General features: G+C 31.1%; 29 protein-coding genes. 24 read left to right on the top strand and 5 right to left on the bottom strand.

Annotated elements, in window-relative coordinates:
- The first annotated feature begins 113 nt into the window (after positions 1–113).
- From hutF to NNL09_RS18205, 4 genes are all read left to right on the top strand, one after another.
- Positions 114–1,496: a formimidoylglutamate deiminase gene (hutF, locus tag NNL09_RS18220; RefSeq protein WP_196910339.1), complete on the top strand. Its 1,383-nt coding sequence runs from the start codon at positions 114–116 to the stop codon at positions 1,494–1,496.
- Positions 1,497–2,101: 605 nt separating this feature from the next.
- A complete protein-coding gene (locus NNL09_RS18215) occupies positions 2,102–2,803 on the top strand; it encodes a CPBP family intramembrane glutamic endopeptidase (protein ID WP_196910340.1) in 702 nt (233 codons plus the stop codon).
- 169 nt (positions 2,804–2,972) lie between these two features.
- Complete coding sequence (gene bla, locus NNL09_RS18210) at positions 2,973–3,947, top strand: class A beta-lactamase, subclass A2 (protein ID WP_196910341.1); 975 nt, start codon at positions 2,973–2,975, stop codon at positions 3,945–3,947.
- 161 nt (positions 3,948–4,108) lie between these two features.
- Positions 4,109–4,444, top strand: coding sequence for a hypothetical protein (locus NNL09_RS18205; RefSeq protein WP_196910342.1), 336 nt, complete (start codon positions 4,109–4,111; stop codon positions 4,442–4,444).
- 61 nt (positions 4,445–4,505) lie between these two features.
- On the opposite strand, the gene NNL09_RS18200 is transcribed toward NNL09_RS18205, so the two are convergent.
- Positions 4,506–6,689 (bottom strand): DUF5916 domain-containing protein, encoded by a 2,184-nt coding sequence (locus NNL09_RS18200; protein ID WP_196910343.1) that lies wholly within the window; start codon positions 6,687–6,689, stop codon positions 4,506–4,508.
- Positions 6,690–6,929: 240 nt separating this feature from the next.
- On the opposite strand from NNL09_RS18200, the gene NNL09_RS18195 reads away from it, so the two are divergent.
- From NNL09_RS18195 to NNL09_RS18135, 13 genes are all read left to right on the top strand, one after another.
- Positions 6,930–7,994: a sensor histidine kinase gene (locus NNL09_RS18195; protein WP_254514263.1), complete on the top strand. Its 1,065-nt coding sequence runs from the start codon at positions 6,930–6,932 to the stop codon at positions 7,992–7,994.
- A complete protein-coding gene (locus NNL09_RS18190) occupies positions 7,991–8,689 on the top strand; it encodes a LytTR family DNA-binding domain-containing protein (protein ID WP_196910345.1) in 699 nt (232 codons plus the stop codon). The genes NNL09_RS18195 and NNL09_RS18190 overlap by 4 nt, the downstream gene beginning before the upstream one ends.
- Positions 8,690–8,907: 218 nt before the next feature.
- Positions 8,908–9,207: a MazG-like family protein gene (locus NNL09_RS18185; protein WP_196910346.1), complete on the top strand. Its 300-nt coding sequence runs from the start codon at positions 8,908–8,910 to the stop codon at positions 9,205–9,207.
- A gap of 150 nt (positions 9,208–9,357) precedes the next feature.
- The gene (locus NNL09_RS26215) at positions 9,358–9,567 is read left to right on the top strand and encodes a LytTR family DNA-binding domain-containing protein (RefSeq protein ID WP_196910551.1); all 210 of its coding nucleotides are present in this window, start codon (positions 9,358–9,360) and stop codon (positions 9,565–9,567) included.
- A gap of 219 nt (positions 9,568–9,786) precedes the next feature.
- Positions 9,787–10,608, top strand: coding sequence for a LytTR family DNA-binding domain-containing protein (locus tag NNL09_RS18175; protein ID WP_025667019.1), 822 nt, complete (start codon positions 9,787–9,789; stop codon positions 10,606–10,608).
- Between the two features lie 115 nt (positions 10,609–10,723).
- On the top strand, positions 10,724–11,374 hold the full coding sequence (locus tag NNL09_RS18170; RefSeq protein WP_025667018.1) for a CPBP family intramembrane glutamic endopeptidase: 651 nt from the start codon (positions 10,724–10,726) through the stop codon (positions 11,372–11,374).
- A 250-nt stretch (positions 11,375–11,624) separates the two neighbouring features.
- Positions 11,625–12,182, top strand: coding sequence for a GNAT family N-acetyltransferase (locus tag NNL09_RS18165; RefSeq protein ID WP_196910347.1), 558 nt, complete (start codon positions 11,625–11,627; stop codon positions 12,180–12,182).
- A 103-nt stretch (positions 12,183–12,285) separates the two neighbouring features.
- Positions 12,286–12,777 carry a hypothetical protein gene (locus NNL09_RS18160; protein WP_196910348.1) on the top strand — a complete coding sequence of 164 codons (492 nt, stop codon included), beginning with the start codon at positions 12,286–12,288 and terminating at the stop codon, positions 12,775–12,777.
- 81 nt (positions 12,778–12,858) lie between these two features.
- Entirely contained in the window at positions 12,859–13,428 is a 570-nt protein-coding gene (locus NNL09_RS18155) for a Crp/Fnr family transcriptional regulator (protein ID WP_025667015.1), read from the top strand.
- 58 nt (positions 13,429–13,486) lie between these two features.
- Positions 13,487–13,954, top strand: a complete 468-nt coding sequence (locus tag NNL09_RS18150) for a transporter suffix domain-containing protein (protein ID WP_196910349.1) — start codon at positions 13,487–13,489, stop codon at positions 13,952–13,954.
- 37 nt (positions 13,955–13,991) lie between these two features.
- Positions 13,992–14,501, top strand: a complete 510-nt coding sequence (locus NNL09_RS18145; RefSeq protein ID WP_196910350.1) for a GNAT family N-acetyltransferase — start codon at positions 13,992–13,994, stop codon at positions 14,499–14,501.
- A gap of 151 nt (positions 14,502–14,652) precedes the next feature.
- On the top strand, positions 14,653–15,762 hold the full coding sequence (locus NNL09_RS18140) for a serine hydrolase (RefSeq protein ID WP_196910351.1): 1,110 nt from the start codon (positions 14,653–14,655) through the stop codon (positions 15,760–15,762).
- Between the two features lie 209 nt (positions 15,763–15,971).
- Positions 15,972–16,505, top strand: a complete 534-nt coding sequence (locus NNL09_RS18135) for an SMI1/KNR4 family protein (protein WP_196910352.1) — start codon at positions 15,972–15,974, stop codon at positions 16,503–16,505.
- Between the two features lie 192 nt (positions 16,506–16,697).
- Here the strand turns inward: NNL09_RS18135 and NNL09_RS18130 are convergent, their stop codons facing one another.
- Entirely contained in the window at positions 16,698–17,093 is a 396-nt protein-coding gene (locus tag NNL09_RS18130; RefSeq protein ID WP_231389180.1) for a helix-turn-helix domain-containing protein, read from the bottom strand.
- Between the two features lie 100 nt (positions 17,094–17,193).
- Here NNL09_RS18130 and NNL09_RS18125 point away from each other — a divergent pair, with 100 nt between their 5' ends.
- From NNL09_RS18125 to NNL09_RS18100, 6 genes are all read left to right on the top strand, one after another.
- On the top strand, positions 17,194–17,562 hold the full coding sequence (locus tag NNL09_RS18125) for a DoxX family protein (RefSeq protein WP_196910353.1): 369 nt from the start codon (positions 17,194–17,196) through the stop codon (positions 17,560–17,562).
- 387 nt (positions 17,563–17,949) lie between these two features.
- The gene (locus NNL09_RS18120) at positions 17,950–18,789 is read left to right on the top strand and encodes a bifunctional 2-polyprenyl-6-hydroxyphenol methylase/3-demethylubiquinol 3-O-methyltransferase UbiG (protein WP_196910354.1); all 840 of its coding nucleotides are present in this window, start codon (positions 17,950–17,952) and stop codon (positions 18,787–18,789) included.
- Positions 18,779–18,991, top strand: coding sequence for a hypothetical protein (locus NNL09_RS18115; RefSeq protein ID WP_196910355.1), 213 nt, complete (start codon positions 18,779–18,781; stop codon positions 18,989–18,991). Before NNL09_RS18120 ends, NNL09_RS18115 begins: the two co-directional genes overlap by 11 nt.
- A 170-nt stretch (positions 18,992–19,161) precedes the next feature.
- Positions 19,162–19,752, top strand: coding sequence for a Crp/Fnr family transcriptional regulator (locus NNL09_RS18110; RefSeq protein WP_025667002.1), 591 nt, complete (start codon positions 19,162–19,164; stop codon positions 19,750–19,752).
- Between the two features lie 77 nt (positions 19,753–19,829).
- On the top strand, positions 19,830–21,134 hold the full coding sequence (locus NNL09_RS18105; RefSeq protein ID WP_196910356.1) for a M20 family metallopeptidase: 1,305 nt from the start codon (positions 19,830–19,832) through the stop codon (positions 21,132–21,134).
- A gap of 235 nt (positions 21,135–21,369) precedes the next feature.
- Positions 21,370–21,588, top strand: a complete 219-nt coding sequence (locus NNL09_RS18100; RefSeq protein ID WP_196910357.1) for a hypothetical protein — start codon at positions 21,370–21,372, stop codon at positions 21,586–21,588.
- 40 nt (positions 21,589–21,628) lie between these two features.
- On the opposite strand, the gene NNL09_RS18095 is transcribed toward NNL09_RS18100, so the two are convergent.
- The 3 genes from NNL09_RS18095 to NNL09_RS18085 all read right to left on the bottom strand — a co-directional run bounded on the left by NNL09_RS18095 (position 21,629) and on the right by NNL09_RS18085 (position 22,411).
- Positions 21,629–21,793 carry a DUF2158 domain-containing protein gene (locus NNL09_RS18095; protein WP_152538362.1) on the bottom strand — a complete coding sequence of 55 codons (165 nt, stop codon included), beginning with the start codon at positions 21,791–21,793 and terminating at the stop codon, positions 21,629–21,631.
- A gap of 126 nt (positions 21,794–21,919) precedes the next feature.
- Positions 21,920–22,084, bottom strand: coding sequence for a DUF1737 domain-containing protein (locus NNL09_RS18090; RefSeq protein ID WP_081748312.1), 165 nt, complete (start codon positions 22,082–22,084; stop codon positions 21,920–21,922).
- A 108-nt stretch (positions 22,085–22,192) separates the two neighbouring features.
- Positions 22,193–22,411 carry a hypothetical protein gene (locus tag NNL09_RS18085; RefSeq protein ID WP_025666999.1) on the bottom strand — a complete coding sequence of 73 codons (219 nt, stop codon included), beginning with the start codon at positions 22,409–22,411 and terminating at the stop codon, positions 22,193–22,195.
- Positions 22,412–22,795: 384 nt separating this feature from the next.
- Here NNL09_RS18085 and NNL09_RS18080 point away from each other — a divergent pair, with 384 nt between their 5' ends.
- On the top strand, positions 22,796–23,002 hold the full coding sequence (locus tag NNL09_RS18080; protein WP_196910358.1) for a hypothetical protein: 207 nt from the start codon (positions 22,796–22,798) through the stop codon (positions 23,000–23,002).
- The last annotated feature ends 208 nt before the right edge of the window (positions 23,003–23,210 follow it).

The following is a 23,210-nucleotide window of genomic DNA, read 5'->3' as shown; positions in this document are numbered from 1 at the left end:
AGGTTGGAGGTTAGACAAGTTTTTGTCAATCAAACATCAAGCTTCCGACACTCGACCTCAGGCATCGAGCTTCAAACTGAAACTTTGATCTAATAAACAACAAACTTAAACAAATGAAAACCTATCATTTTAAGGGAATATTACAAAATACCGGTTGGAAAGAACATACAGGGGTTACGGTGAATAATGAAGGTATCATTACCGATATCTCTTCTTTTGATCCACAACATACATCCAATAAAATTATTGATGGCTTTGCAATTCCCGGGTTTCAAAATGCACATTCCCATGCCTTTCAATATGCAATGGCTGGTTTGGCAGAAAGACATGAAAACACTACTTCTACCCCGGATGATTTCTGGGGATGGCGAGAAGCGATGTACCAATTGGCATTAACGATGAATCCAGAGCAAATGGAAGCCATAGCAACTATGCTCTATGCAGAAATGGCTCGTCATGGATATACCAATGTAGCCGAGTTTCATTATGTACATCACGATAAAAATGGAGTTCCCTACGCTAACCTTTCAGAAATGGGAAATAGTCTTATTTCCGCAGCAAAAAATGCAGGTATTGGGATTACCTTAATTCCTATTTTTTATCAAAAAGGTGGTTTTGGAAAAGAACCAAACGATAGACAACGAAGGTTTATCTCTCCTACGATTGATAAGTATCTTACCTTATTAGAATCGAGTAAAGCAGCTTGTAAACACTACCAGTACGCTAATATTGCTATTGGCATTCATTCTATGAGAGGAGTTGAACCGTCTGATATTGCCGAGATTGCAAAATCCGGACCTCAGGGTATTCCATTTCATATTCATGTTTCAGAACAACTAAAAGAGATCGAAGATTCTGTAAAATACCTGGGGAAACGCCCCGTAGAATGGCTGTTAGATCATGTAGATATGAATGATAGGTTTCATCTGGTACACGCAACACACCTAACAGATAACGAAATCGAGGGTATTGCAAAAAGCAAAGCCAATGTAGTACTCTGCCCCAGTACAGAAGGTAATTTGGGTGATGGATTATTTCCGTTAAGAAAATACCAGGAAAATGGTGGAAAATGGAGTATTGGTACAGATAGTCATGTAGGGCTTAATCCATTAGAAGAACTACGCATTTTGGATTATGGGCAACGTTTAATTTCTCATAAAAGAAATACGTACTCTTCTCATCAACAAGGAGATTCTGGAATGTATGCAATAGAAATGGCAACAAAAACAGGAAGAAAAGCAATGAATAATTTTACTGCAGATTTCTTTAAGGTGGGAGAACCACTAAACGCCTGCATTATTGATGCTTCGTCACCATTATTAGCTACTACAGCTACACAAAACCTGGCATCGACTATAGTATATGCTACCGATTCTAATATGCAATTAGGAACTATTGCCAATGGAGAGATGATTGTAGCAAACCAAAATCATATAAAGTACCATGAGATAAAAGAAAAGTTTGCTAAAACCATCGATGCACTAAAAAACAGGTGATATTTCTGATTAGCGTAATCTGTTGTGCGGTATTGAAAGTAGCTTTTTTTCACCATAAAACGTCAATTCGAGTGCCGCGCTTTTGAGGGTGGTGTATCGAGAATTGGATTATGGCAAAAAACATTTAAATCCACAACAGCCTAACATATATACTTCACATATAAAACCCTCTAAGATTTCACTAGAGGGTTTTACACATTTAACCACTTAAATTACAATCATATAAACTCAACTTAGTATAAAGATACTGTACTAAATAATACGATTCTTACGGGTTTCCGCAATAGGTGTAATTAATGCTTAAAAAGTATAATTTTAACACCTAATTGTAACTATCGAGAATAGTTTTTTTAAATCAGATGAGTATGGCACAACTCTCGAATTGACAAACTTTTGTTAAATAATTATTTATGAATACAACTAGAACACTGAGTATCAAACCATGAGTATTTCTATATAGCTCACATCAAAATTATAGGCTATAAATACATGATTGGGTAATGTCATGTTGGTCAAAAATAAGTTAGATTTGCGAAGGACATAAGAGAAATATACCCGATCTAGTATGTGTAATTCTTGTACACTATTAAAAAAACAAAACATTAATGAACTTAATTAAAAACGAGACTATCGAATCAAAAATACTTGCTCTTATTCAGTTAATTTTGGTATATAGTTTTATTTTCAATCCCTGGACTTCTTTTCCTTATACATTTATAATAATTATTATTACTATACTATTATTCACCTATTGGAATGACAAAAGTTTAACTCGAATTGGACTACAACCTAACTTTAGTTTTTTTAAAACAATTGGGATAGCGCTGCTTCTTTTTGTTGTAACAATACCTATTTTAGATTTTATTATTCAACCACTGGTCAACAAAATCACTGGCGAAATAGCTGATTACTCTGCATTTAAGTCAATTGCCGGTAATTTTCCTAAATATTCTAAGTATTTTCTTTTTATTTTGATCAGTGCAGGATTCGGAGAGGAAATATTGTTTCGTGGTTTTCTGTTCAGACAATTGAAAATAATTATACCAGAATTTAAATTTAAAACCATATTAATTATTGTTCTGTCTGCTATATTTTTTAGCCTGCCACATCTTTATCAAGGTCCTAGTGGTTTGATTATGACATTTATATTTGGGATCATCTTTGCAACAGTATATGTGAAATCAAATTATAATTTGTGGGTAACAATACTACTTCATGGGCTTATCGATAGCATGTTTATTACACTAGCATATTTTGATAAATTAAATTATTATAACTTATCGAACGACTTATTTTTTGGGTATTAGAAAAAAAATAGGGTGTTGTAACTATCATAAGAATATGTATGTTAGTACTTCTAAATGGGTTAAAAATCATTTAGATTTGTGAATGATCCTATATAGAAATAATATAATAACAAATGCTATTATATCTTTGTTGGTAACAATTTTCAAAGACAAAATATAAAATTAAAGAATGAATAGAATATTCCAATTAACAGCTTTACTATTATTGCTTTTAACAAGTTGTACGACATCAAAAAGCAAAAGTGATTTGTTACGAAAAGAAAATAAGCAAATCGTATTGGACAAGATACCAAACAGCAAAACTGAACCGTTACGCAAAACTATTGAACAAATCGTATCGGATAAAAATGCGGTAGTTGGCGTTTCAATAATCGGAAATAATGGAACAGATACTCTTTCGCTAAACGGAGACAAACGATTTCCAATGCAAAGTGTGTTTAAGTTTCATATTGCATTAGCTGTATTGGCAGAGGTTGATAAGGGGACATTGTCATTGGACCAAACAGTAGTAATAGGTAAAGATGAACTTTTGCCAGAGGACTTTTGGAGCCCACTTAGAGATGAAAACCCGAATGGAGGCAGCTTTACAATTAAAAGGTTAATTCAGTACAATGTATCTCATAGCGACAACACAGCCTGTGACATTTTAATACGACTTATCGGAACACCTAAAACAGTTGAAGAGTATATAAAAAAGAGTGGTATAGATGATATACAGATTACTTTCAATGAAGAAGGATTACAAGCAAAGTGGGAAAATATATTCCAAAATTGGACAACACCGAATGCAGCAAGTGAAACACTAAAACTATTCTTTGAAAATAAAAATAACTTACTTTCAAAAAGCAGTTATGATTTCTTTTGGGAAACTAATATAGATACAAAAACAGGAAAAAATAGAATAAGAGGACAATTGCCAAAGGAAATAATTGTAGCCAATAAGACAGGTTGGTCAGGTACTAACAAAGAAACAGGAATTACTGCTGCAGTAAACGATATTGGGATTGTCTTTTTGCCAAATGGGAATTACTTTGTTGTTAGTGTTTTTGTAACAGATTCTCAAGAAGATTTTAAAACAAATGCAAAAATTATAGCGGATATTGCAAAAGCTACATATGACTTTTATACTACACAAACGAAATAACAAACTGCCAACAACAATGTGTATAAATAATAGCGGTTTAAGCGATAAAACGAAAGTATTAAAATAAAACCAAGGTCAGTAAAAAACCTAAAGGTTCGTGAGTAAAAATCCACTACTACACATATCTTTAACGTTAATTTTGAAAAAAGGAAGTTAAAAACATGAATATCTTACTTATTGGAGTAGTAATAGTTTTTGGGTTGATTGCCATTCTACTGTTAATAGGATTTATTAAAAAATTATGGCAAGAAAGGTTAGGTTGGAATGTCTATAGAAATGGAAGGAATGGAATTACTTATACCCAAAAAGTTGATGGAAAATGGAAGCGCATAGAGGTTGATGGAGAAATGTTACTTGGAAAAGTGAGTCATGTTATCTATTTCAAAACCGAAAATGAATGGACTGAATATCCTCAGTGGGCTCAAAATCGGATGGAAATAATAAATCGCATTAAGTTAAAATATCCCACAAATCAGACAGAATACGAGAACGCATAAAAATAGTTATGTAATCTATTTGTGAACTGATTAAACTTTACCAGTTCACAAATAGTAATCCTTAAAAATCAAACCTATAATTCATTTTAAAAGCTACACCCCAATTGTTGCGTATAATATCCTGATTATAATTATCTGAAATTACCAAATAGATATACGACAAGGGTTTGTACTCCCATTGCAAACGGCTATTGATATTAAAATTATCAAACTGAGTGTTGTACTGTAAATAGGTAGTCCAGTTTAACCGATTAGAAAAGAAAATTTCACCTGTAAAGCGTGCTAAATGAAATGTCTCTGTTCCTAATGCTTTTAAATCTATACCATTTCGTTCATATCGAACTTGTAACCGCGCTAAAGGCATTAATCTATATTGGGCATTAACACTAACTTGGTTTTTATATCCATTATAATAACTACCGTAACTAACATTACCTCCATATTGAAACTTTTTATTATCGGCAGAAGCATACCCCAAACCAGCATCTACATATCTATATTTATCTGCTATAATAGGATTTCCGTTATTCAATGGGTCAAACGCATATTTCAGGTTCACATACTCATATCGCAATCCACCATATAACAATGACTGGTTTTTAAATACTAAATCATTATTTACTCCTATGGTCGCTTGTGTAACATTGCCCTGATCGTCCCAATAGGTTTGATTATACATATTTAAATAGCGGTGATTATCGATGGTTTTAGAATCTTTATAAAATTTAGTGAAAGTAATACGACCACTAGCTTGCGTGTACCCTTCTCGTATAGTGCTTTCTAAAATCGCATCATAATTATATAAACGTGGTACAAAACCAACATCTGTAATATAGTTTTTTTCTACTTTTCTAATCCCTGCATAACCAGATACATTTATGGTATTGTACCAAATTCCCAAATTATAAAAATTAGTATCTCCCGAAGTATCATTGGTATTACTACCCGCAAAATTTGCAAGTCCTGTCCATTTATTATTTTTTGATTGATAATTTAAGTTGATTCCTGCTACTCTATTATAATCATCTCTAAAAGAAAAATCATCTGTTTCCTGTCTATTGATAATAAACCCTGTTGTTGTAAAAGATTTGGATAATTGTTGTTGCACCACCAGGGCTCCATAATTCTGGGCAGGAGTATCATCTTTGGCTTTTGTTGCCACATTAAGTACCCCCAATCGTGTTGTTTTAGTAATGTTTCCAGATAATTTTAATCCGAAGGATATTTCGCTATCTGCCCCTATTCGTCTAGAATAAAAAGGATTTACTCCACTTACTCCCAAGCCCGTAAAAAGGTCGCTATTCTCTAAAAAGAAATTACGTCGTTCGGGAAAAAACACCGAAAAGCGACTTAAATTAGTTACTTGTCTATCTACATCTATTTGTGAAAAATCGGGGTTTATGGTGGCATCTAATTTTAAAGAAGAACTTACATTAAATTGTACATCTACACTTGGTTTTACCTTGGTCTTTTCGGTATCATTAGCAACATCTTCTGAATGATTCATAGTAACCGATGGCGTTACAGCAAATCGAGACGATTTATTCTCTGACAGATTTTCTACATCAAAGGTTTTAGCAAATCGTAAATCGAACTGTCTATAATTACGATCTATTGGTGTGCTGGTTGTCCACTCATTTAATTTAATATTTCTGGTGTGAAACATGACTCCCCATTCTGGAGTATCTGCCTTATAGCCCAATGCCTTTAACGGGATTTCCACTTCGTATGTTTTTAAATTCCCTTTTGCAGAAGTCCTGGCATTCCACACCGTATTCCAACTCGTACTTATTCTAAAACCATCTCTACGCCTGGCTACTAATGCGTCTATTAATGCACCTCCCATATTAACAATAAAGAAATAACCAGATTGTTGTTGGTTATAGGTATCTATAATGATAGCAAACGAATCACTTTCTGCTCCAGAAGTTCCGATATCATCTCGTTTTAAAGATCCTATTTGAACATCGGGAACTGTATCATGATACACAGCACTTATGTACAATTTTTTTCCATTATGAAACATTTTTACTTCAGTTGTATTAGACGCCAAATCTCCATTATTGGGTATATAATTAAGGAATCCTCCTTCAGGAACCAGAGTATTCCATACAGATTCGTTTAGCTCCCCATCTAATTGAATACTACTGTCGCTAAAAACTATTTTCCCCTTCCCTAACTCAGACTGAGCCTGAACATGAAACATCACAAAAACTGATATTAAAAGAATTACAATTCTCTTCATTTACTTAAATTAAAAAGTTTAACAAGGTGTTTATATTTCAAAACACATTTAGGAAGTAAAGCTATCCGAAGTATGTATTCATATTTTAAAAAATAGACTAAGAGGTAATTTTCACGTCTGGAAAGTTGTATTTGAAAGAAACAAAGTTTAGTCTATTATATTTCTACTTTTAGCTACAAAAAACCAGTTTTAAGCTACTTTTAATTCTCATCCTCTTTAAAATTGTACTTTAGTGCGTATATGAGTAGTTTTAAAAAAACATCGGCATTTTTTAATATTCCTATAGTCAAACATTTTTTGTTTTGGCTTGGTATTTACATCTATTTTGTCGGCACTGTAAACATGACGTATTACATTGGTTACAAAGAGGTTATAGAGCATTTTGCTATCTATATTATATGTCAGGTTATTGTGGCGTACATATGCCTGTATTTTTTGATACCACGTTTCTTAATACCGAAAAAGAATATTCGGTTTGTAATAAGCTTATTGTTGTTATTAGCTGGTGTATTTATCATTTTTGTAGGGTTTCATGAATATTATCATATCCCTAGATATTTTAAGTCTGGTGATAATGCTATCTATGATTCTAATACCATATTTTGGGAGAAATTATTAGATCCTCGTATCTTTTTTGGTAAGTCTACAATAATTTTAACACCAACAATATTATTAGTCGTCGCAAATTTTTATAAAGAAAAGCAGGATTATCTACAGCTCAAAGAGCAAAAAATAGCTACAGAATTATCGGTATTAAAACATCAGTTAAATCCACACTTCTTGTTTAATACCTTAAACAATTTATATGCTTTATCTATAGACAAATCTGACAAAGCTCCTGAGGTCATTGCAAAACTATCTGAGATCTTAGATTATATCCTGTATGGGTGTAATGACAAATATGTATCGTTGAAAAAGGAAATTGAACTCATAGAAAACTATCTCGATTTAGAAAAAGTGAGATATGATGATCGGGTAGATATTAGTTTTAATAAAAATGTAGAAACCGATGTTAACATTGCGCCGCTAATTTTGTTAACTTTTATAGAAAATACGTTTAAACATGGGGTTGCGCATGAACTTAAGAAAGCATATATCCAGATAACGATAGCAGTAGAAGGAAAGTTTATACGATTTGACATTACAAACTCTATAGCAAAAAATGTGGTTTCTGCGAATAAAGAAACCATTGGATTAACGAACGTAAAAAAACAGCTGGAATTATTATATTTTGATGATTATTCATTAGATATTAACAAAGAAAACAATTGCTTTAATGTACGTTTAAAATTGCCTGTAAAATGACATACAAATGTTTAATAATTGATGATGAAAAGTTGGCTAGAGGGCTTATAAAAACACATTTGTCTCAATTAGAGGATTTCGAATTGGTGGCTTCTTGTGGTAGTGCCATTGAGGCTAGCATGATACTCCAAAAGGAAACCATAGATTTATTGTTTTTAGATATCGAGATGCCTGTTTTAAAGGGCACTGATTTTTTTAAAAACCTGGTACACAAACCCAAAGTTATTTTTACCACAGCTTATAGAGATTATGCTGTTGAAGGGTTTGAGCTAAATGCCGTTGATTATATTCTAAAACCTATAACTTTTCAGCGTTTCTTTAATGCTATAGAAAAATTTAGAACGTTACAAAGAGTCAGTAGTTCTGAGCCAGTCTCTACCCCAGAAAATAAAGATGCTTTTATCTATATACGAAAAGACAGAAAACAGGTAAAAGTGTACTTAGATGCTATTTTATATATAGAAAGTTTAAAAGATTATGTCAAAATACATTTAGAGAAAGAAAATCACATAACCAAGTCTAGTATATCGGCTTTTGAAGAAAAGTTAGACGAACGGTTTATAAGAGTACATCGCTCATATATCATTAATAAAGATAAAATTGCGGCCTACACAAAAAATGATATTGAAATTGGTAACATCGAAATCCCCATTGGTGAAAATTTCAGGAACAATCTTGCTTCTTTTTTAACATGACAAGAGTTAATAAAGTAGCAGTTTTTGGTAACAACACGCCCTATGTAAACCTCTTTCCCGAGTCTTAAGACAAGAGTCTATAGTTAGTTATTCTGAATTGATCAAAAATCACTTAGATTTGTACATGTTCATATCGATTACGAGGGATATAATAACAATTGCCGTTATAGCTTTGTTATGGTGCATTCCTACCACTACGAAAAATTAAGATTAAATAAATGACATTTGAAGATTTAAAAGGTAAAATCATCCAAATGGATGAAAATAAAGGTTGGTCAGATGGACAACCAGGAGATTTAGCAAAATCTATAATGCTTGAGAGTGCTGAATTACTGGAGCATTTTCAGTGGGATGACACCATTAGATTTAGAGGTCAGAAGGCTCTAAGTAAGAATAAAAATGAGATAGGTAAAGAAATGGCAGACATACTTATCTATCTTATAAAGATGAGTACTAAAATGGATATTGATTTAATAAATGTAACGATCAACAAAATAGACGAGATACAAAAAAGATAAATATCACACCGCAACATAGTGTATACCTAATAGCGGTTTAAATGATAAAACAAAAAGTGTAAACATAAAACAAAGGTCTGTTCTAAACCGAAAGGTTTGTGAGTAAAAATCCACTACTACTCATACAAAAGGCCGTTAGCTACAAGTTGAATAAAGAAAAATGAAAATTATTTTAGGAATAGGTATTGGAATAAGACTTTTGAAGAAAAGTTAGACGAACGGTTTATAAGAGTACATCGCTCATATATCATTAATAAAGATAAAATCGCGGCCTACACAAAAAATGATATTGAAATTGGTAACATCGAAATCCCCATTGGTGAAAATTTCAGGAACAATCTTACTTCTTTTTTAACATGACAAGAGTTAATAAAGTAACGATTTTTGGTAACAACATACTCTATGTAAACCTCTTTCTCGGGCCTTAAAGCAAGAGTCTATAGTTAGTAATTCTGAATTGATTAAAATCACTTAGATTTGTATCTGATCGTATTGCTTAGGAAGTATATAATAGCAATTACTATTATAGCTTTGTTGTACATAAGCTAAATAATCCAAAAAGATAGATTCAAGTTTTCAATGGAAATAATTATTAACTTTTTTAAAAATAAAAAAATAAATTTTTGGGTTAGAAACGGCTTTATAATTGTAGTACTTTCTATTTTGATTAACCACCTTACTGAGCCAGAAAATTTTCCACTAAATAAATCCTACAAATTCCCTTGGTTTCCTATTGTTGCTTCAATTATTGTAGGAGGTATAGTACTTATTATCGCTAGCTTTAATTTTAAATATTTCAAAAACAAATATTTCACTAAAAAAATTAACACACAAATATTATTACGCTTCCTATTTTCAACTTTAGGTTATATTACCATACTATATATCCCTTTATATTATGGTTTAAATGGTTTGATTAATGGCACTGAATCATACAGTATTTATCATCTACTAACGGGATTTTCAATCTCCCTGCTAATGTGCACTCTTGGAATTGCTCTTTTATTTTCAAAAGATATTTATAAACTTCACAAACTTACCTCTATAGAAGGTACACTTAAAGTTCGGCAAGGAGGTAAAATAACCTTGGTTAAGTATCCTGAAATTGCCTTTATATATAGTGAAAACAAAATAGTATATATTGTAAAAACTGACGGAACTACAATTAGTACAGATTTTACTTTAAATGAAGTTGAAAGTAAAATTAGCGAACAGAGTTTTTTTAGAGCGAATAGACAAATAATTCTTCATGCTCGTTCTATAGAACAAGTACAATCAATAGAAAATGGAAAACTATCTATACTACTTAAATCTATTTTTTCAGATAAAAAAACTTCTCAAATAACTATAAGTAGATATAAGAGACAAGCGTTTATGGATTGGTTTAATAAGAAATTATAAATTAAGGTTGATTATTCAGGTACTTTTTTGATACCATTCGGTAAAAGTTGCTGTTTTTCAGGAGTTTTTCTTACTTGATCATTGTTACTTCGTTTAAAATTTAAAAACGAAAAAAATGAACAAAACTTCTTTAAAAACAAATTTGACTCCTATAATCACTATAATTCTTTTCTGCCTTTTATACTTATCAGGCTATTTTCAAATGATTACAGCTGCTTTTTTAGTATTAATTGCGAGTGCAATAGAATACAAAAAAGACCTCTTTAAATCATTAGGTTTTCAACGAAAAAGGTTAAATATAAAAAGCCTCTTAGTTATAGCACCTCTATTGGGTACAACTTTTTTTCTATTTTATTACTACATCATGGTGCCAAGTGTTACTTATATTACAGGGCAACCTATAGACTTTTCTGTATTCGAACCTTATAAAGGGAATCTACCTGGTATATTGAATTTACTTGTTTTTATGTGGGCAGCAGCAGCATTCGGCGAAGAAATTGTGTTTAGGGGATATTTAATGAGACAGTTTACCAAGTTTTTTGGCTCAAGCAACATAAGCCTTGTAATCAATATTTTATTATTTGGATTTATTTTTGGTTGGGTACACGCATATCAAGGTATAACTGGTCAAATCGTAGCAGGTATAACTGGTATGCTTTTAGCAATTATTTTTCATATTCGTAAGAACGATTTGTGGTTTAATGTTGCTGTTCACGGATTTATTGACACTGTTGCTTTTCTATTTATATATTATGGGTGGATTTAATATTAAAAACATACACACATATGTATAACAATGCAAGAAAACATAAGGCTTTTGCGCTTAATCAAAAAGTCTAGTTCATTTACAAAGTCGTTAAATACAAAATTTACATTTCTAAAAAGATAAAAGTAAAATACTATATTTGGCTTAGTATCAATCCGAAACGTATTTGCTTATCACCTACTCTACGTTTCTTATACTAGGCATTGCAGTAATTTAGTTAAATCGAACTTTTTTAAAAAAATGTAATAAATTGAATTTCGAAAAATATGCAATACGATTATTAAAGATAAATGATTTAAATAATTATTTTCATCTTATCAATGATAATCGAAAACGACTTGAAGAAATATTTACTGGAACTGTTCTTGAGACAAAAACTATTGAATCAACCAAAGTCTTTATGCTCAAGAATTTAGAACGAATAAAAGATAAATCATACTTCCCGTATGTCATTATAGATGAATCTGACAACAGGTTTGTTGGATTTATTGATTTAAAAAATATTGACTATAATATCAAAAAAGCCGAATTAGGATTTTATATGGATGAGAACTATGCTAGAAAAGGTATTATGACCAAAGCACTTAATTGTTTTTGTGATTATTATTTTGAAAAAATTCAATTCAACAAATTATTTTTAAGGACTCATCCTGACAACTTCTCAACACGGAAGCTAGCTGAAAAGTGTGGATTCAAAATTGAGGGAGTTATTCGAAATGATTATATGACAACTTCAGGTAAAATTATTGATTTAGTATATTATGGTAGATTGAGCTATGAAAAACAAACTACTACCAACAATGTATAACTGTTAAGAAGAATAAGGTAAAAAACAAATAAAACACTCTACAACAATTCATATAAGCCATATCTACCATACAATAGAAGTCGCGCATCATTAGAACAGAAATATGAAAAAACATAAATATTGGGGGAAAATCGAAGAGGACTGGGCTGGATTTTCGGCAGAAATAGTTTTTAATTCTCAATATTTTGATAATAATAAAGTCACCATATTCTTAGGTAGTGAATTTGATGATGATGGGGAAGAAATTGAAACCATCCCAAATGAAGTTGAATTAAACAATTTTAAAAATACTTATGTAAAGTTTATTACTAACATCGATACAATCATAGATAAAATAATGAACAAGACATTTGAAAGGTATCTTAAATTGTATGCTCATTATTATGAAAATGAAGAAAAATCAGGGGAAAAACCTTTAAATATTGATTCAAAAGAAAAACATTTTGAAAAAGTCAAGAACATTATTTATATAAGAATACTTGATAACGGAAATATTAAAATTCTAATTCGTTATGAATTAGATATAGAACACGGCCTTGAAATAAGATTAGAAAACAATAAAATAATTGCTATTGGAGGAATAGCAGAAACGTAAAAGACAACGTTATACAACAATAACTACATACAAATAGATTGTATGTAATTTCATCACAAAATCGAAAATTCTCTAAAAAACATGAATTCAATAATTCGCTATACACTAGAAACTATACACCCTCTTTCAGAAAGTGAATGGAAATTTATTGAACCTCTTTTTAAACGAAAGCAATATTCAAAAAATGAACATATTCTAAATGTCGGTGAAGTCGAAAAATACCTTTACTTTATTGAAAAAGGAGTTTTGAGGTCTTATGTAGATAGAAATGAAAGTGAAGTTACTTTAGAATTTTCTTTTGAAGAAACCATATTTAGTGCTTACGATTCCTTTTTACTGCAAACTAATTCTCTAATCAATGTGCAGGCAATCACACCAACCGTAATTTGGCGAATCCATTATAATGAGCTGCAAACCATTTATAACAAATTTCCAATCGGAAACTTAATAGGACGAGTTGCCACAGAAAAGATTTATCTTGAAAAAAGCAATAGAGAATTATCTTTATTAACAAAAACTGCTGAAGAACTTTATTTGGATTTATTATCCCAACAGCCAGAATTAATTAGGGAAATTCCTCTAAAATATATTGCATCATTTATTGGTATTACTCCGCAAGCATTGAGTAGAATAAGAAGACGAATTACTTAACTTGGGTTCAGCAGATTCACCAATCTCTTTCAGAAATTTGCATCGTAAAAAAATAAAGATGCAAAGAAAAAAAGAATCTAAGTTTTATAGTGTACTTGCCATCGCTTTGTTGGTATTCTCGATCGCGCCGTACGGGTTCGTTCTACTACTTCCGTATTTTTCTCTTACAGCAACGCAAAATGCACTTTTTGTAAGTATACTAATTGTATGCGGAGAAGTTATACAATGGATTGCTATACTGATCATTGGTAAACAACTTATTATAAAATTTAAAAAACAACTGAATCCAATGAACTGGTTCAAAAAAGAAAACATTAAAGTTTTTGTATTTAAAACTTCGGTAACAAATGAAACAGATATTTCGATTATAAAATCTCATTTAGATGATTTACCTCAAATATTAAAATGGAATTTTGATCTTGAAGATGATGATAATATTCTTAGAATAGAGTCACAGTCAAATATCATACAACAAGTCGTCAAAGAATTTAAAAAGTTAGGTTACCAATGCGAGGAGCTTATATAAAAATAGAATACCCATATTACAATAAATAAAGAACATAATGAACTTAAAAACAAAAAGATTAGAGCTTACCCCAATCACAAATAAAGATTTGGATGTTTTTCACAATACAAATACGAATCCATTTGTAAAAAAATATTTGTGGGACAATCAGGATATTCCAAAATTAGTCTCTATAGATATTCTTAACAAAACCGAAACAAAGTTTAAAACCGAAAAGTGGGGCCTTTGGAAAATTATTAATTTAGACAATGAAGAATACATGGGATATATTGGGTTTTGGTTCTTTTTTGATGAAAAATTGCCTCAGCTTTTATATGCTTTATTACCAGAATTTACTGGAAATGGTTATGCAACTGAAGCTTCACATGAAATTATTGATTATGCCTTTAAAAAGTTACGTTTTAAACATCTAATTGCAACAATGGATAAACCCAATCATAATTCGGTTCATGTTTGCAAAAGATTAAATATGGAATTAATTGAAGAAAGAGTAATAAATGAAAAAACCACATTATTCTTTAAACTGGAAAATAGAAACTATAACTAATGAAAAGTATAGTGTATTGCTTCTGAAACTCTTACTATGAATTTTAACGTAAATAACTATCTTAGTTCCTCTATTGAAAAATCTAAATAGATTTTCATACAACCAAACTATGTATAAATTGTGATAACCAATCATCGAAATAATAAGTTATATGAAACAACCACTTTATCTTTTCCTGTTTTTTTCACTATGTTATTCGTGCAATTCTAATGTTAAAAAGCAACAGGAAAACACAAGAGAAAAAAACTCTATTGAACAGTTATTTTCAGAAATAGAAAACGGGAAATACCCTGCAACTAATGCCATTCTTATTTCCCAAAATGATAGTCTTCTTTTTGAAAAGTACTTTAATGGTTATGGAAAAGATAGCCTGCAAGATGTTCGATCAACCACCAAATCAATAACAGCCCTATTGACAGGAATTGCTGTAGATAAAGGAATCCTGAAAGTAGACGAGCCCATTTTTACCTATCTTTCGCAGTACAACAAAGATAATCTCGACAATTGGGACGATAGAAAATCTTTGATAACCGTTGAAGATTTACTGACTATGCGAACCGGAATTGGTTGTGAGCAGTTTTTTGGAGATATGGGATTTCCGGATTGTGAAGATAAAATGTTTGACCAAAAAGACTGGGTTAAATACGGACTTGATCAAAAAATGGCTTTTTCTCCAAAAGAAAAATGGTTATACACAGGAACGGCTCCAATGATTATGGGAGCTGTAATTAGTGATGCATCTCATGTTAATATTGCAGAATTTGCATCAGACAATTTATTTACTCCTTTAGATATTACAAACCATTATCGATGGGCAAAGAATAAAATGACAGGAAGATATTTTACTGCCGGTAATCTAAGAATATCACCAAGAAATATGCTTACTATAGGTCATATGGTTATCAATAAAGGAAAGTATAACGGAAAGCAGGTGATTTCGGAGAAAATGATCAGCGAAATTTTAAGCGAAAAGGTAGAATTACCGCAAAATTATTCTTTTTTTAATACAGCTGGCAATTCCTGGGAAGGGCAAGATGCTGCTACTTATGGCTATTATTGGTACACTGAAAAAGCAAAAATAGATGGCCGGGAAATTACATTGAAATTCACTTTCGGAAACGGAGGTAACTATATTATACTCGTTCCCAAATTAGATGACTTGGTCGTTGTTTTTACAGGAAGTAATTATGGTAAACCTATCATAAACAAGCAACCTTTTGATATAATGTACACCTATATATTACCTCATTTCCTGAAATAATATAACCGATATCTAAAATAGAAATAGGAGAATAAATGGTAAAAGAAACAGGAACAACTAGAGGAAGAAGAATATAAAGGAGGTATGGCTTTTATAATAGTGATTGTCATTGTAGTTTTAGCTTCACTATTTGGGATCGTTAACTATTTTGGGGGTTAGTATTTTTGTAATTTGGTCTTTGGAAAATGACTAAACTAAAAACAGCATGCATGTATCTGCAAGAATCAAAAAACTTCTTAAAAGATTACCCTAAGATAACTTCAAAATTCAGAGGTTGCTCCGAGCAAGAAATAAATAAATTAGCTTCAATACTTGATGAGGAAATACCTGAAGCTTTTAAAGAGTTTTTAAGATGGTTTGGAAAAAGCGGAGGAAAAATTCTTAGAGGAACCGATTACTATTATGAATACTTATCTGGGGAAGTATATGAGGATTTAAAAGAAGAAGAAATCTTATCTCAAAACTATACGTTTAAAAATGTAGGAATAGACTTGTTAAACGAAAACAATTTTAATGGTAAAGAATTATTAAAAGATACTATTTTATTTATGAGTCATCAAGGCTATTCGATTGAATATATCAAAACCAATGAAGGAGACAATCCGCCCGTATATATTTTTGTAGAACAAGGAGAATGGCTAGAAAAAGGTCCAACCCTTTGGGCTAATTCTTTTAGTGAATATCTTTTAAATATGCTACAACAAGAAATTAAAGCACTCAAACAGATCGGTCAAATAAAATAAAGAATATATATAATATATATATAGAACTCATTTAAACTTTTTTGATATTAATAGCAGAAAAACGTTAATTTGAGTGATTTTACGGTTTTTTCATAACCATCGAATTAGTTATTTTAGTAGTTTCAGTTACAGGCTAATTTATAATGAATCTATGTGTACTAGCACACACATACCTTTGTTTGTAGTAATTCTCTAGCATTTGTCCCAGGTTTGTCCTTCTATATTAAATACCTTTTTTCGGTGTTCTACACCCCAACGATACAATTCACTCATCACAGATTTACACGTTTTTCCGTATTCTGTAATGCTGTAAGTAACAGTAATCGGACGGGTATCTTCTACCTTTCTGATGATCAATAAATTCTCCTCGAGAAACTTTAATTCTTTCGACAACATTTTCGGTGTTATCCCTTCTACAATACGCTCCAACTCTTTAAAACCGCAAGTCTCGTAAAAAGTAAGTGCCGTAATAATTGGGATCTTCCACTTACCACTAAAAACCTCAAGTGCATCTCGAACGGGTACCATATAATTACCAAAATGCTCCTTCATAGGAATCTTTATATCCTTCACTTCTTTGTTTTTCATATCACTATACTTTTGGATACCACTATATTTTATATAGTTACTTTCCAAATTAAAGCAATCGGGCTAAATTTGCCAAATAAAACAGTAAATAAATTTTAAGATGAAAAAAAGAGATTTAATAATCTACCGTGTGGCAACAGCCTTATTTAGTTTAATGCTTCTAGCCGGGGCTATCACCTATTTCGTCCAATACGAAATGGTAAGTAAAATGTTCATTAGCTTAGGTGTTCCCACCGAAATAATATATCCTCTGGCTATAGTAAAAATACTGGGGGTATTGGCGATTTGGCTGATCAAAAACCCGGTAATCAAAACGTTAGCCTACCTGGGATTCGCGCTTGATCTCGTCTTTGCGATAATTGCCCATTTAAATGCTGGTGACGGCGGTGCTATTGGCCCAGCTATTCCGCTTGTCTTGTTGATCATATCTTATGTGTTTTATAGGAAAAAAAGGCAGGTACATAACTAAAATATTGACGTATACTCGTTGGGAGCAAAAGTTAGCAATCAATGCACAAGAAAAATCAAAAAACAAAGTAACAATTACCCGGTTACGACACAAATATTAAACATTAGTAGTAATTAAACCAACTACTACAAAAAAATTAATTCAGAATTAATATCTTTATCATCTGTTATACTAATTCGACATATGATCTGAGTCTTTCTAAAAAAGACATTCTCTATACAACGAGAAATTAATGCATAAAAATTCTTCTGATTTTTTAATGCACAGATAAGCATATCCAATTATTTTATCAAATTTTAATACTAGTAATCGATTAGAAATCAATTGCTTTATCACTATGCAATGCATGTTGCATTTCGAAATGTGATGATAATACAGTGATTAAAAATGAATAGTAAACAGTTAATAAGCAGAAATATAGAGCTATTTTATAATACAGCATCCGAAGAAACCAGGCTTAACAAAGGAATGGGTATTTTTGAATTTGAGAGAATCAAATCACTCATAGAAAAATACATTTCGACCTCACCATCAAAAATAATTGACATTGGTGGCGGAACAGGAAAATATTCAGAATGGCTTGCCAACAAAGGACACCAGGTACATTTGGTCGAACCTATTCCTAAACATATAAAAATAGCCCAAAACAGAGCTCATAAATTAAAAAATAAGTATTCGGTTCATTTGGGGGAGTCTAGAAATTTAAAATTTCCTAATAATTTTGCCGATCTAATACTGCTGCACGGCCCTTTGTATCATCTTCAAAAAAAAGAAGATAGAGCGTTAAGTATCCGCGAAGCAAAACGTGTTTTGAAGAATAACGGAATCATTTTGGGTTTTGCCATTAATTATACTGCATCTACCCTGGTCGGTCTTTTAAATGGTCTTATTCATAAAAAATCGTTTTTTGAAATGTGTAAAGACGAATTAACAAGTGGAATACACAATCCCCCTGATGATTTCCCCTGGCTTTTGGTAGAAGCATATTATCATACACCAAAACAGCTTAAAAACGAATTCATAAGTCAAGAATTAACGTATCTTACTACTTATGCAGTTGAGGGAATGGCCTGGTTAGACAAAAATTATTTTACTAATATGCTAAATGACAAAAAGAAAGAAACATTGTTAGAACTTACAAAGATTACAGAAAACGACAGCTATCTTTTACCTTTTAGCCCACATATGATGATAGCCGTAAAAAAACAAACAACGTATGGAAAATAAAGAAAAATATTATAACGCATTAATTGAAAATAATGGCCGGTTAAACGAAATCGACCTTGGAGAAAAATTCGGATTTGATGAAAAGGAAACAAGAGAAATCATTGTTCGACTGTTATCTGAACACAAAATTGAATATTTAGAGAATGGAGCTTGCGATTATAGTCGTATGAAAACAGCGAAAAGGAAAAATAAAAGCAGCTAATATCCTATGCAAAGCGTTTTCTAAAATTCTAGGCTAAAATATGCGGTTTTCTACCATGAATATTAAGATAAACTTAGTAATTTGGAGTGTTAAATAAACATTGAGGATACAAAAAGGATATATGTGTACCGGCACATATATCCTTTTGTTGGCAACAAGCTAAAGAAAAAATGCAACAAGAGTATAAAAAATATATCGAAGACTATATCAAATTATTTCCCGATTTAAACTCAGAAGAAATAGCTTTTATGAATTCATATCTAACCATAGCCAAGTATGCCAAAAAGGAGTTTTTATTCAAAAGCGGAGAAGTGCAAAAAGAGGTTGGGTTTGTGTGTAAAGGGCTCTTAAGAAGATATTACATAAACGAAAAAGGGAATAAAATAACAACTGGGTTTATTAATGAAAACAAATACGCAACCGATTATCCTTCATTTATAAGACAAAAACCATCTAAGTATTTTATTGAATGTTTAGAACCATCTGTTATAATAAAGTTGCCCTATGATAAAATCCAGGAAGGATACAGCAAATTTAAGGTTAGCGAAATGTACGGAAGGTTAATCGCCGAATATGTATTAACAGTACAAACCGACAGGGTTGAAAGTTTTTTATTCGAAAATGCCGAAGAAAGGTATCTTAACTTTATTGAGCAAAATAAAGACATTATTAATAGAATTAGTCTATCCCATTTAGCGTCTCACCTTGGTATCGAGCGCCAATCATTGAGCAGAATAAGAAGTAAAATTGCCAAAAAATGATTTTGTCACAAATGTGACAGGTAAATCATACTACAATATCACATTTTTGCAGTATCCATTTTAAAGAATTGTAAAATATGACTTCAAAAATAAAAATAATTAGACTTACCCTAACCGTACAATTTCTACTTCTTGGATTGGTTTCTTGTGGTCAAAGCACAAATTCTCAACCTTCTATACATGCAAAGATCCAGGAACAGACCCATAAAATTTTCGATAGTCTTGTCACCATCCGTCGAGACTTTCATATGAATCCTGAAGTGTCTGGAAAAGAGAAAAGAACGTCAGATAAGATTGCTAAATATTTATTGTCCTTAGGATACGAAGTGAAAAGAGGTATTGGTGGTTACGGTGTTGTTGGTATCTTAAATACCGGAAAAAAAGGAAAGCGAATTGCCTGGAGAGCAGATATTGATGCAATGCCATCGGATATACCTGATGTAGTAGATTTTGCATCAAAAAACGAAGGTGTTCGTCATATTTGCGGGCATGATGTAAATACAACAATCGCACTTGGTATAGCCAACGTAATAGCTAGCCAGAAAGAAGAATTGACAGGTGTTGTATATTTTATTTTCCAACCTTCAGAAGAGCCTTATACGGGCGCAAAAGCAATGATCGATGATGGTTTATTCGAGATGATTACTCCTGATGAAATTTATGGTTCGCATATTGCACCTATGGCAACAACTATGATTTCAACAAAACCCGAATGGATGTTTGCCGATTACAAAGTACTTAACATATCATTTAAAAATTCAAGTGAAAATGAATCAATCATAGCATATGGTAGAGAACTCATTATGAGTCTACAAAATGTAGAGCCCTCGAGCAAATTTTGGAATCCCCAAAGTTTATCAGATCCTAATATAGGTCTTGCAAGTCCAAACACCATTTTCAAGAACTATACCTTTGTAAATCAAGACAGTTTTAACGTAGAGAAAACCGAGAATGAAATATCTATAAAGGCTTATATCGGATCAAGCGTAAAGGAGAAGTTTGATTCTATACCTCCACAATTAAAACAAAAGATAAGCAACTCTAAATTTGCAAAAAACCTAATTGAAGTTGAGTATACTTACGAAAGAGCAAATCTATACAATGACAAAACTCTAACTCAAAATTCTTTAGCTCACATAGCTCAAATTTACGGAGCAGAAAACATTATTCTTTTACACGGAATAATGGCTGATTATCGAGGAGATGATTTTGCATATTATCAAGAGAAAGTACCAGGAGTGTATTTTTATTTAGGGGGTTCAAATTTTCAAAAAGGAATACTCTCTATGCCACATGCACCCAATTTTCAAGTTGATGAAAATTGTATTAAAACAGGAGTGAATTATTTTTCATCATTGATAATTGAAAGGCTGTTTAACTAAATAGAAAAGGTAAAACTCTCTAAAAGGATGTTTCAGAGAACCTTTAGTTTTAGACTTAAATTCTCAAAAATACATTATGTTATAATGTGCTTAACTATTGATTTTATGGTTTCCACAATAAACGTTTACAAATTTACTACATACGTTTATGCTTAAATTAATTACAATTACCAATCAAACAAGATTGTCTAAATAAAATCAATTAATATAGATCTACATAACTTAAAAATATAACATGAAAACATTACAACAAAAATTCAGCAATTTCAAAATTGAAAAAAAGAAATTAAAAACCATTTATGGAGGAGGTATACAAACTATTTCTGCAGCAAAAATTACATACAAATGTTGGCATTCAAGGTCTTCATTACATCCTACCACATTTCATCATATAAAAGATGTCCAAAGATGGGAATCCCTGGTGCCAAAAGGGGAGTGTTTTATTGTTCGCTAACAATATAAAAAAAAGCTACCTATTTATGGGTAGCTTTTTTTTATTCATTTTTTAATAAATGTATTGGAAAAGAACCACGCATCTCTGCTCCTAATCTATTAATCCAGGAACAAAAAACATAACCGTTTGTATCAACTCCGCTAACAGTCATTTTTGGACTATCTGTTTCTAGTTGTACGATGTCATTTTTTGTTAACTCGTCCATTTTTATTTATTGAAATTTATTTTTATTCCTTCTATTTCTTACGTACTCAATATACCATAAACATAATAACCATAGGTGAATCATAATGATTAAATGCCACCATTCAAACTTATATTCCATTCTATTTTATTTCTCTTTCTTAATAATAGATTGAAAATATCTAACACCTAATTGCCCTCCGTAAAATAAAGCAGATACTCCTCCTGTAGGTTTCCATTCATCATCTAAATAAATATTAACCTTTTTTTCTAGTTTTTCTTCAGATGAATCAGAGAGTATTTTATATATCATTTACTGTTACTTTATTAAAGTGATTTTATCAATAAACAAATCTATAATTACTCTTTATTTTTTCTTTACGGTAATCCGCAATCAAGTTAAATTCTTTATCAGTAAATTTTAACCCCACTCAAACTTATACTGCATCAGATTATTAGAAATCATATCTAGTTTATTTTCTTTGATTATTATGCCTTCTTTTTTTAGATCAGATTTTAGATGTCTACATATTTTGTTCTCTACGTTTATGATAATATATCCTTTTAGACGTTTGCTTTTTATTTCTAATATCTTTTTAAAAATAAGAGCATCTATTGATTCCTTGAAACCAAGATTCATAATAAAACATTATTTAATTTTTCCCCAAGTAAATCTACCAATTATAAACTTTCCTTCCACACTTAAGACAACACTTACTTTCTGGGGTTAATAATTTTATAGGGTTACAAATACACAGATTGTTCTTTTTTGATCTGTAATTGAAGAATCAATATGCCAGCCATTTTTTATTATAACTCTAAGATACAATAGGGTTATTTTATGTTCTTGTAATTTTCCATAGAGCTTATTAAATTAAAATAGTTTCCATTCTGAAATCATGTTTCTTGCGCTTATAAATTTAGCTATTTCATTTAGCCAAATTTTCCTTACACTTATAAACTACCCACAATATGGTCGCTTAATAATTATACTTTAGAAGTATGTTTAATTTTAAAATATATTATGAAAAATACTCTTAAAGATCTCAAAAAATTCAAATTATCTAACCTATCCGCTATTAATGCCGGAAACATGAGCTCAACCCTTGATCCTAAACCTACAAGTTGGACTTGTGAAAAAACTGTTAATGGAAGAACTTTAGAACAGGATGTTAAAAATGCTGACTTTCTTATAAACCATGGATGGAAATGTTACCCAGTTTATGGATAGTTCTATGTAAACATACTCATCCTATTTTTAGCTAAATTTAAAAATGGGGTGAGTTCATAGATTAGTCTTGATCTTAGATTAAAAGCATGTAATCTAGTGATAAAAGAAGATAATCAAAACCTATTAGAAGTGTATTCTATAAAGATATATACTATTACCTAAGGATAATTCTAAGTAAAATCTTCTCATTTACCTTACTTCTTATATA

Source organism: Aquimarina sp. EL_43, assembly GCF_943422735.1.
GTDB lineage: Bacteria > Bacteroidota > Bacteroidia > Flavobacteriales > Flavobacteriaceae > Aquimarina > Aquimarina megaterium.
The sequence above is the reverse complement of the archived record's forward strand: the minus strand, read 5'-3'. Positions and strand labels throughout refer to the sequence as shown.

Coding starts and splice junctions, on each gene's coding strand:
- hutF (WP_196910339.1), top strand. CDS start 114: ATGAAAACCTATCATTTTAAGGGAATATTACAAAATACCGGTTGGAAA.
- NNL09_RS18215 (WP_196910340.1), top strand. CDS start 2,102: ATGAACTTAATTAAAAACGAGACTATCGAATCAAAAATACTTGCTCTT.
- bla (WP_196910341.1), top strand. CDS start 2,973: ATGAATAGAATATTCCAATTAACAGCTTTACTATTATTGCTTTTAACA.
- NNL09_RS18205 (WP_196910342.1), top strand. CDS start 4,109: ATGAATATCTTACTTATTGGAGTAGTAATAGTTTTTGGGTTGATTGCC.
- NNL09_RS18200 (WP_196910343.1), bottom strand. CDS start 6,689: ATGAAGAGAATTGTAATTCTTTTAATATCAGTTTTTGTGATGTTTCAT.
- NNL09_RS18195 (WP_254514263.1), top strand. CDS start 6,930: ATGAGTAGTTTTAAAAAAACATCGGCATTTTTTAATATTCCTATAGTC.
- NNL09_RS18190 (WP_196910345.1), top strand. CDS start 7,991: ATGACATACAAATGTTTAATAATTGATGATGAAAAGTTGGCTAGAGGG.
- NNL09_RS18185 (WP_196910346.1), top strand. CDS start 8,908: ATGACATTTGAAGATTTAAAAGGTAAAATCATCCAAATGGATGAAAAT.
- NNL09_RS18175 (WP_025667019.1), top strand. CDS start 9,787: ATGGAAATAATTATTAACTTTTTTAAAAATAAAAAAATAAATTTTTGG.
- NNL09_RS18170 (WP_025667018.1), top strand. CDS start 10,724: ATGAACAAAACTTCTTTAAAAACAAATTTGACTCCTATAATCACTATA.
- NNL09_RS18160 (WP_196910348.1), top strand. CDS start 12,286: ATGAAAAAACATAAATATTGGGGGAAAATCGAAGAGGACTGGGCTGGA.
- NNL09_RS18155 (WP_025667015.1), top strand. CDS start 12,859: ATGAATTCAATAATTCGCTATACACTAGAAACTATACACCCTCTTTCA.
- NNL09_RS18150 (WP_196910349.1), top strand. CDS start 13,487: ATGCAAAGAAAAAAAGAATCTAAGTTTTATAGTGTACTTGCCATCGCT.
- NNL09_RS18145 (WP_196910350.1), top strand. CDS start 13,992: ATGAACTTAAAAACAAAAAGATTAGAGCTTACCCCAATCACAAATAAA.
- NNL09_RS18140 (WP_196910351.1), top strand. CDS start 14,653: ATGAAACAACCACTTTATCTTTTCCTGTTTTTTTCACTATGTTATTCG.
- NNL09_RS18135 (WP_196910352.1), top strand. CDS start 15,972: ATGTATCTGCAAGAATCAAAAAACTTCTTAAAAGATTACCCTAAGATA.
- NNL09_RS18130 (WP_231389180.1), bottom strand. CDS start 17,093: ATGAAAAACAAAGAAGTGAAGGATATAAAGATTCCTATGAAGGAGCAT.
- NNL09_RS18125 (WP_196910353.1), top strand. CDS start 17,194: ATGAAAAAAAGAGATTTAATAATCTACCGTGTGGCAACAGCCTTATTT.
- NNL09_RS18120 (WP_196910354.1), top strand. CDS start 17,950: ATGAATAGTAAACAGTTAATAAGCAGAAATATAGAGCTATTTTATAAT.
- NNL09_RS18115 (WP_196910355.1), top strand. CDS start 18,779: ATGGAAAATAAAGAAAAATATTATAACGCATTAATTGAAAATAATGGC.
- NNL09_RS18110 (WP_025667002.1), top strand. CDS start 19,162: ATGCAACAAGAGTATAAAAAATATATCGAAGACTATATCAAATTATTT.
- NNL09_RS18105 (WP_196910356.1), top strand. CDS start 19,830: ATGACTTCAAAAATAAAAATAATTAGACTTACCCTAACCGTACAATTT.
- NNL09_RS18100 (WP_196910357.1), top strand. CDS start 21,370: ATGAAAACATTACAACAAAAATTCAGCAATTTCAAAATTGAAAAAAAG.
- NNL09_RS18095 (WP_152538362.1), bottom strand. CDS start 21,793: ATGGACGAGTTAACAAAAAATGACATCGTACAACTAGAAACAGATAGT.
- NNL09_RS18090 (WP_081748312.1), bottom strand. CDS start 22,084: ATGATATATAAAATACTCTCTGATTCATCTGAAGAAAAACTAGAAAAA.
- NNL09_RS18085 (WP_025666999.1), bottom strand. CDS start 22,411: ATGAATCTTGGTTTCAAGGAATCAATAGATGCTCTTATTTTTAAAAAG.
- NNL09_RS18080 (WP_196910358.1), top strand. CDS start 22,796: ATGAAAAATACTCTTAAAGATCTCAAAAAATTCAAATTATCTAACCTA.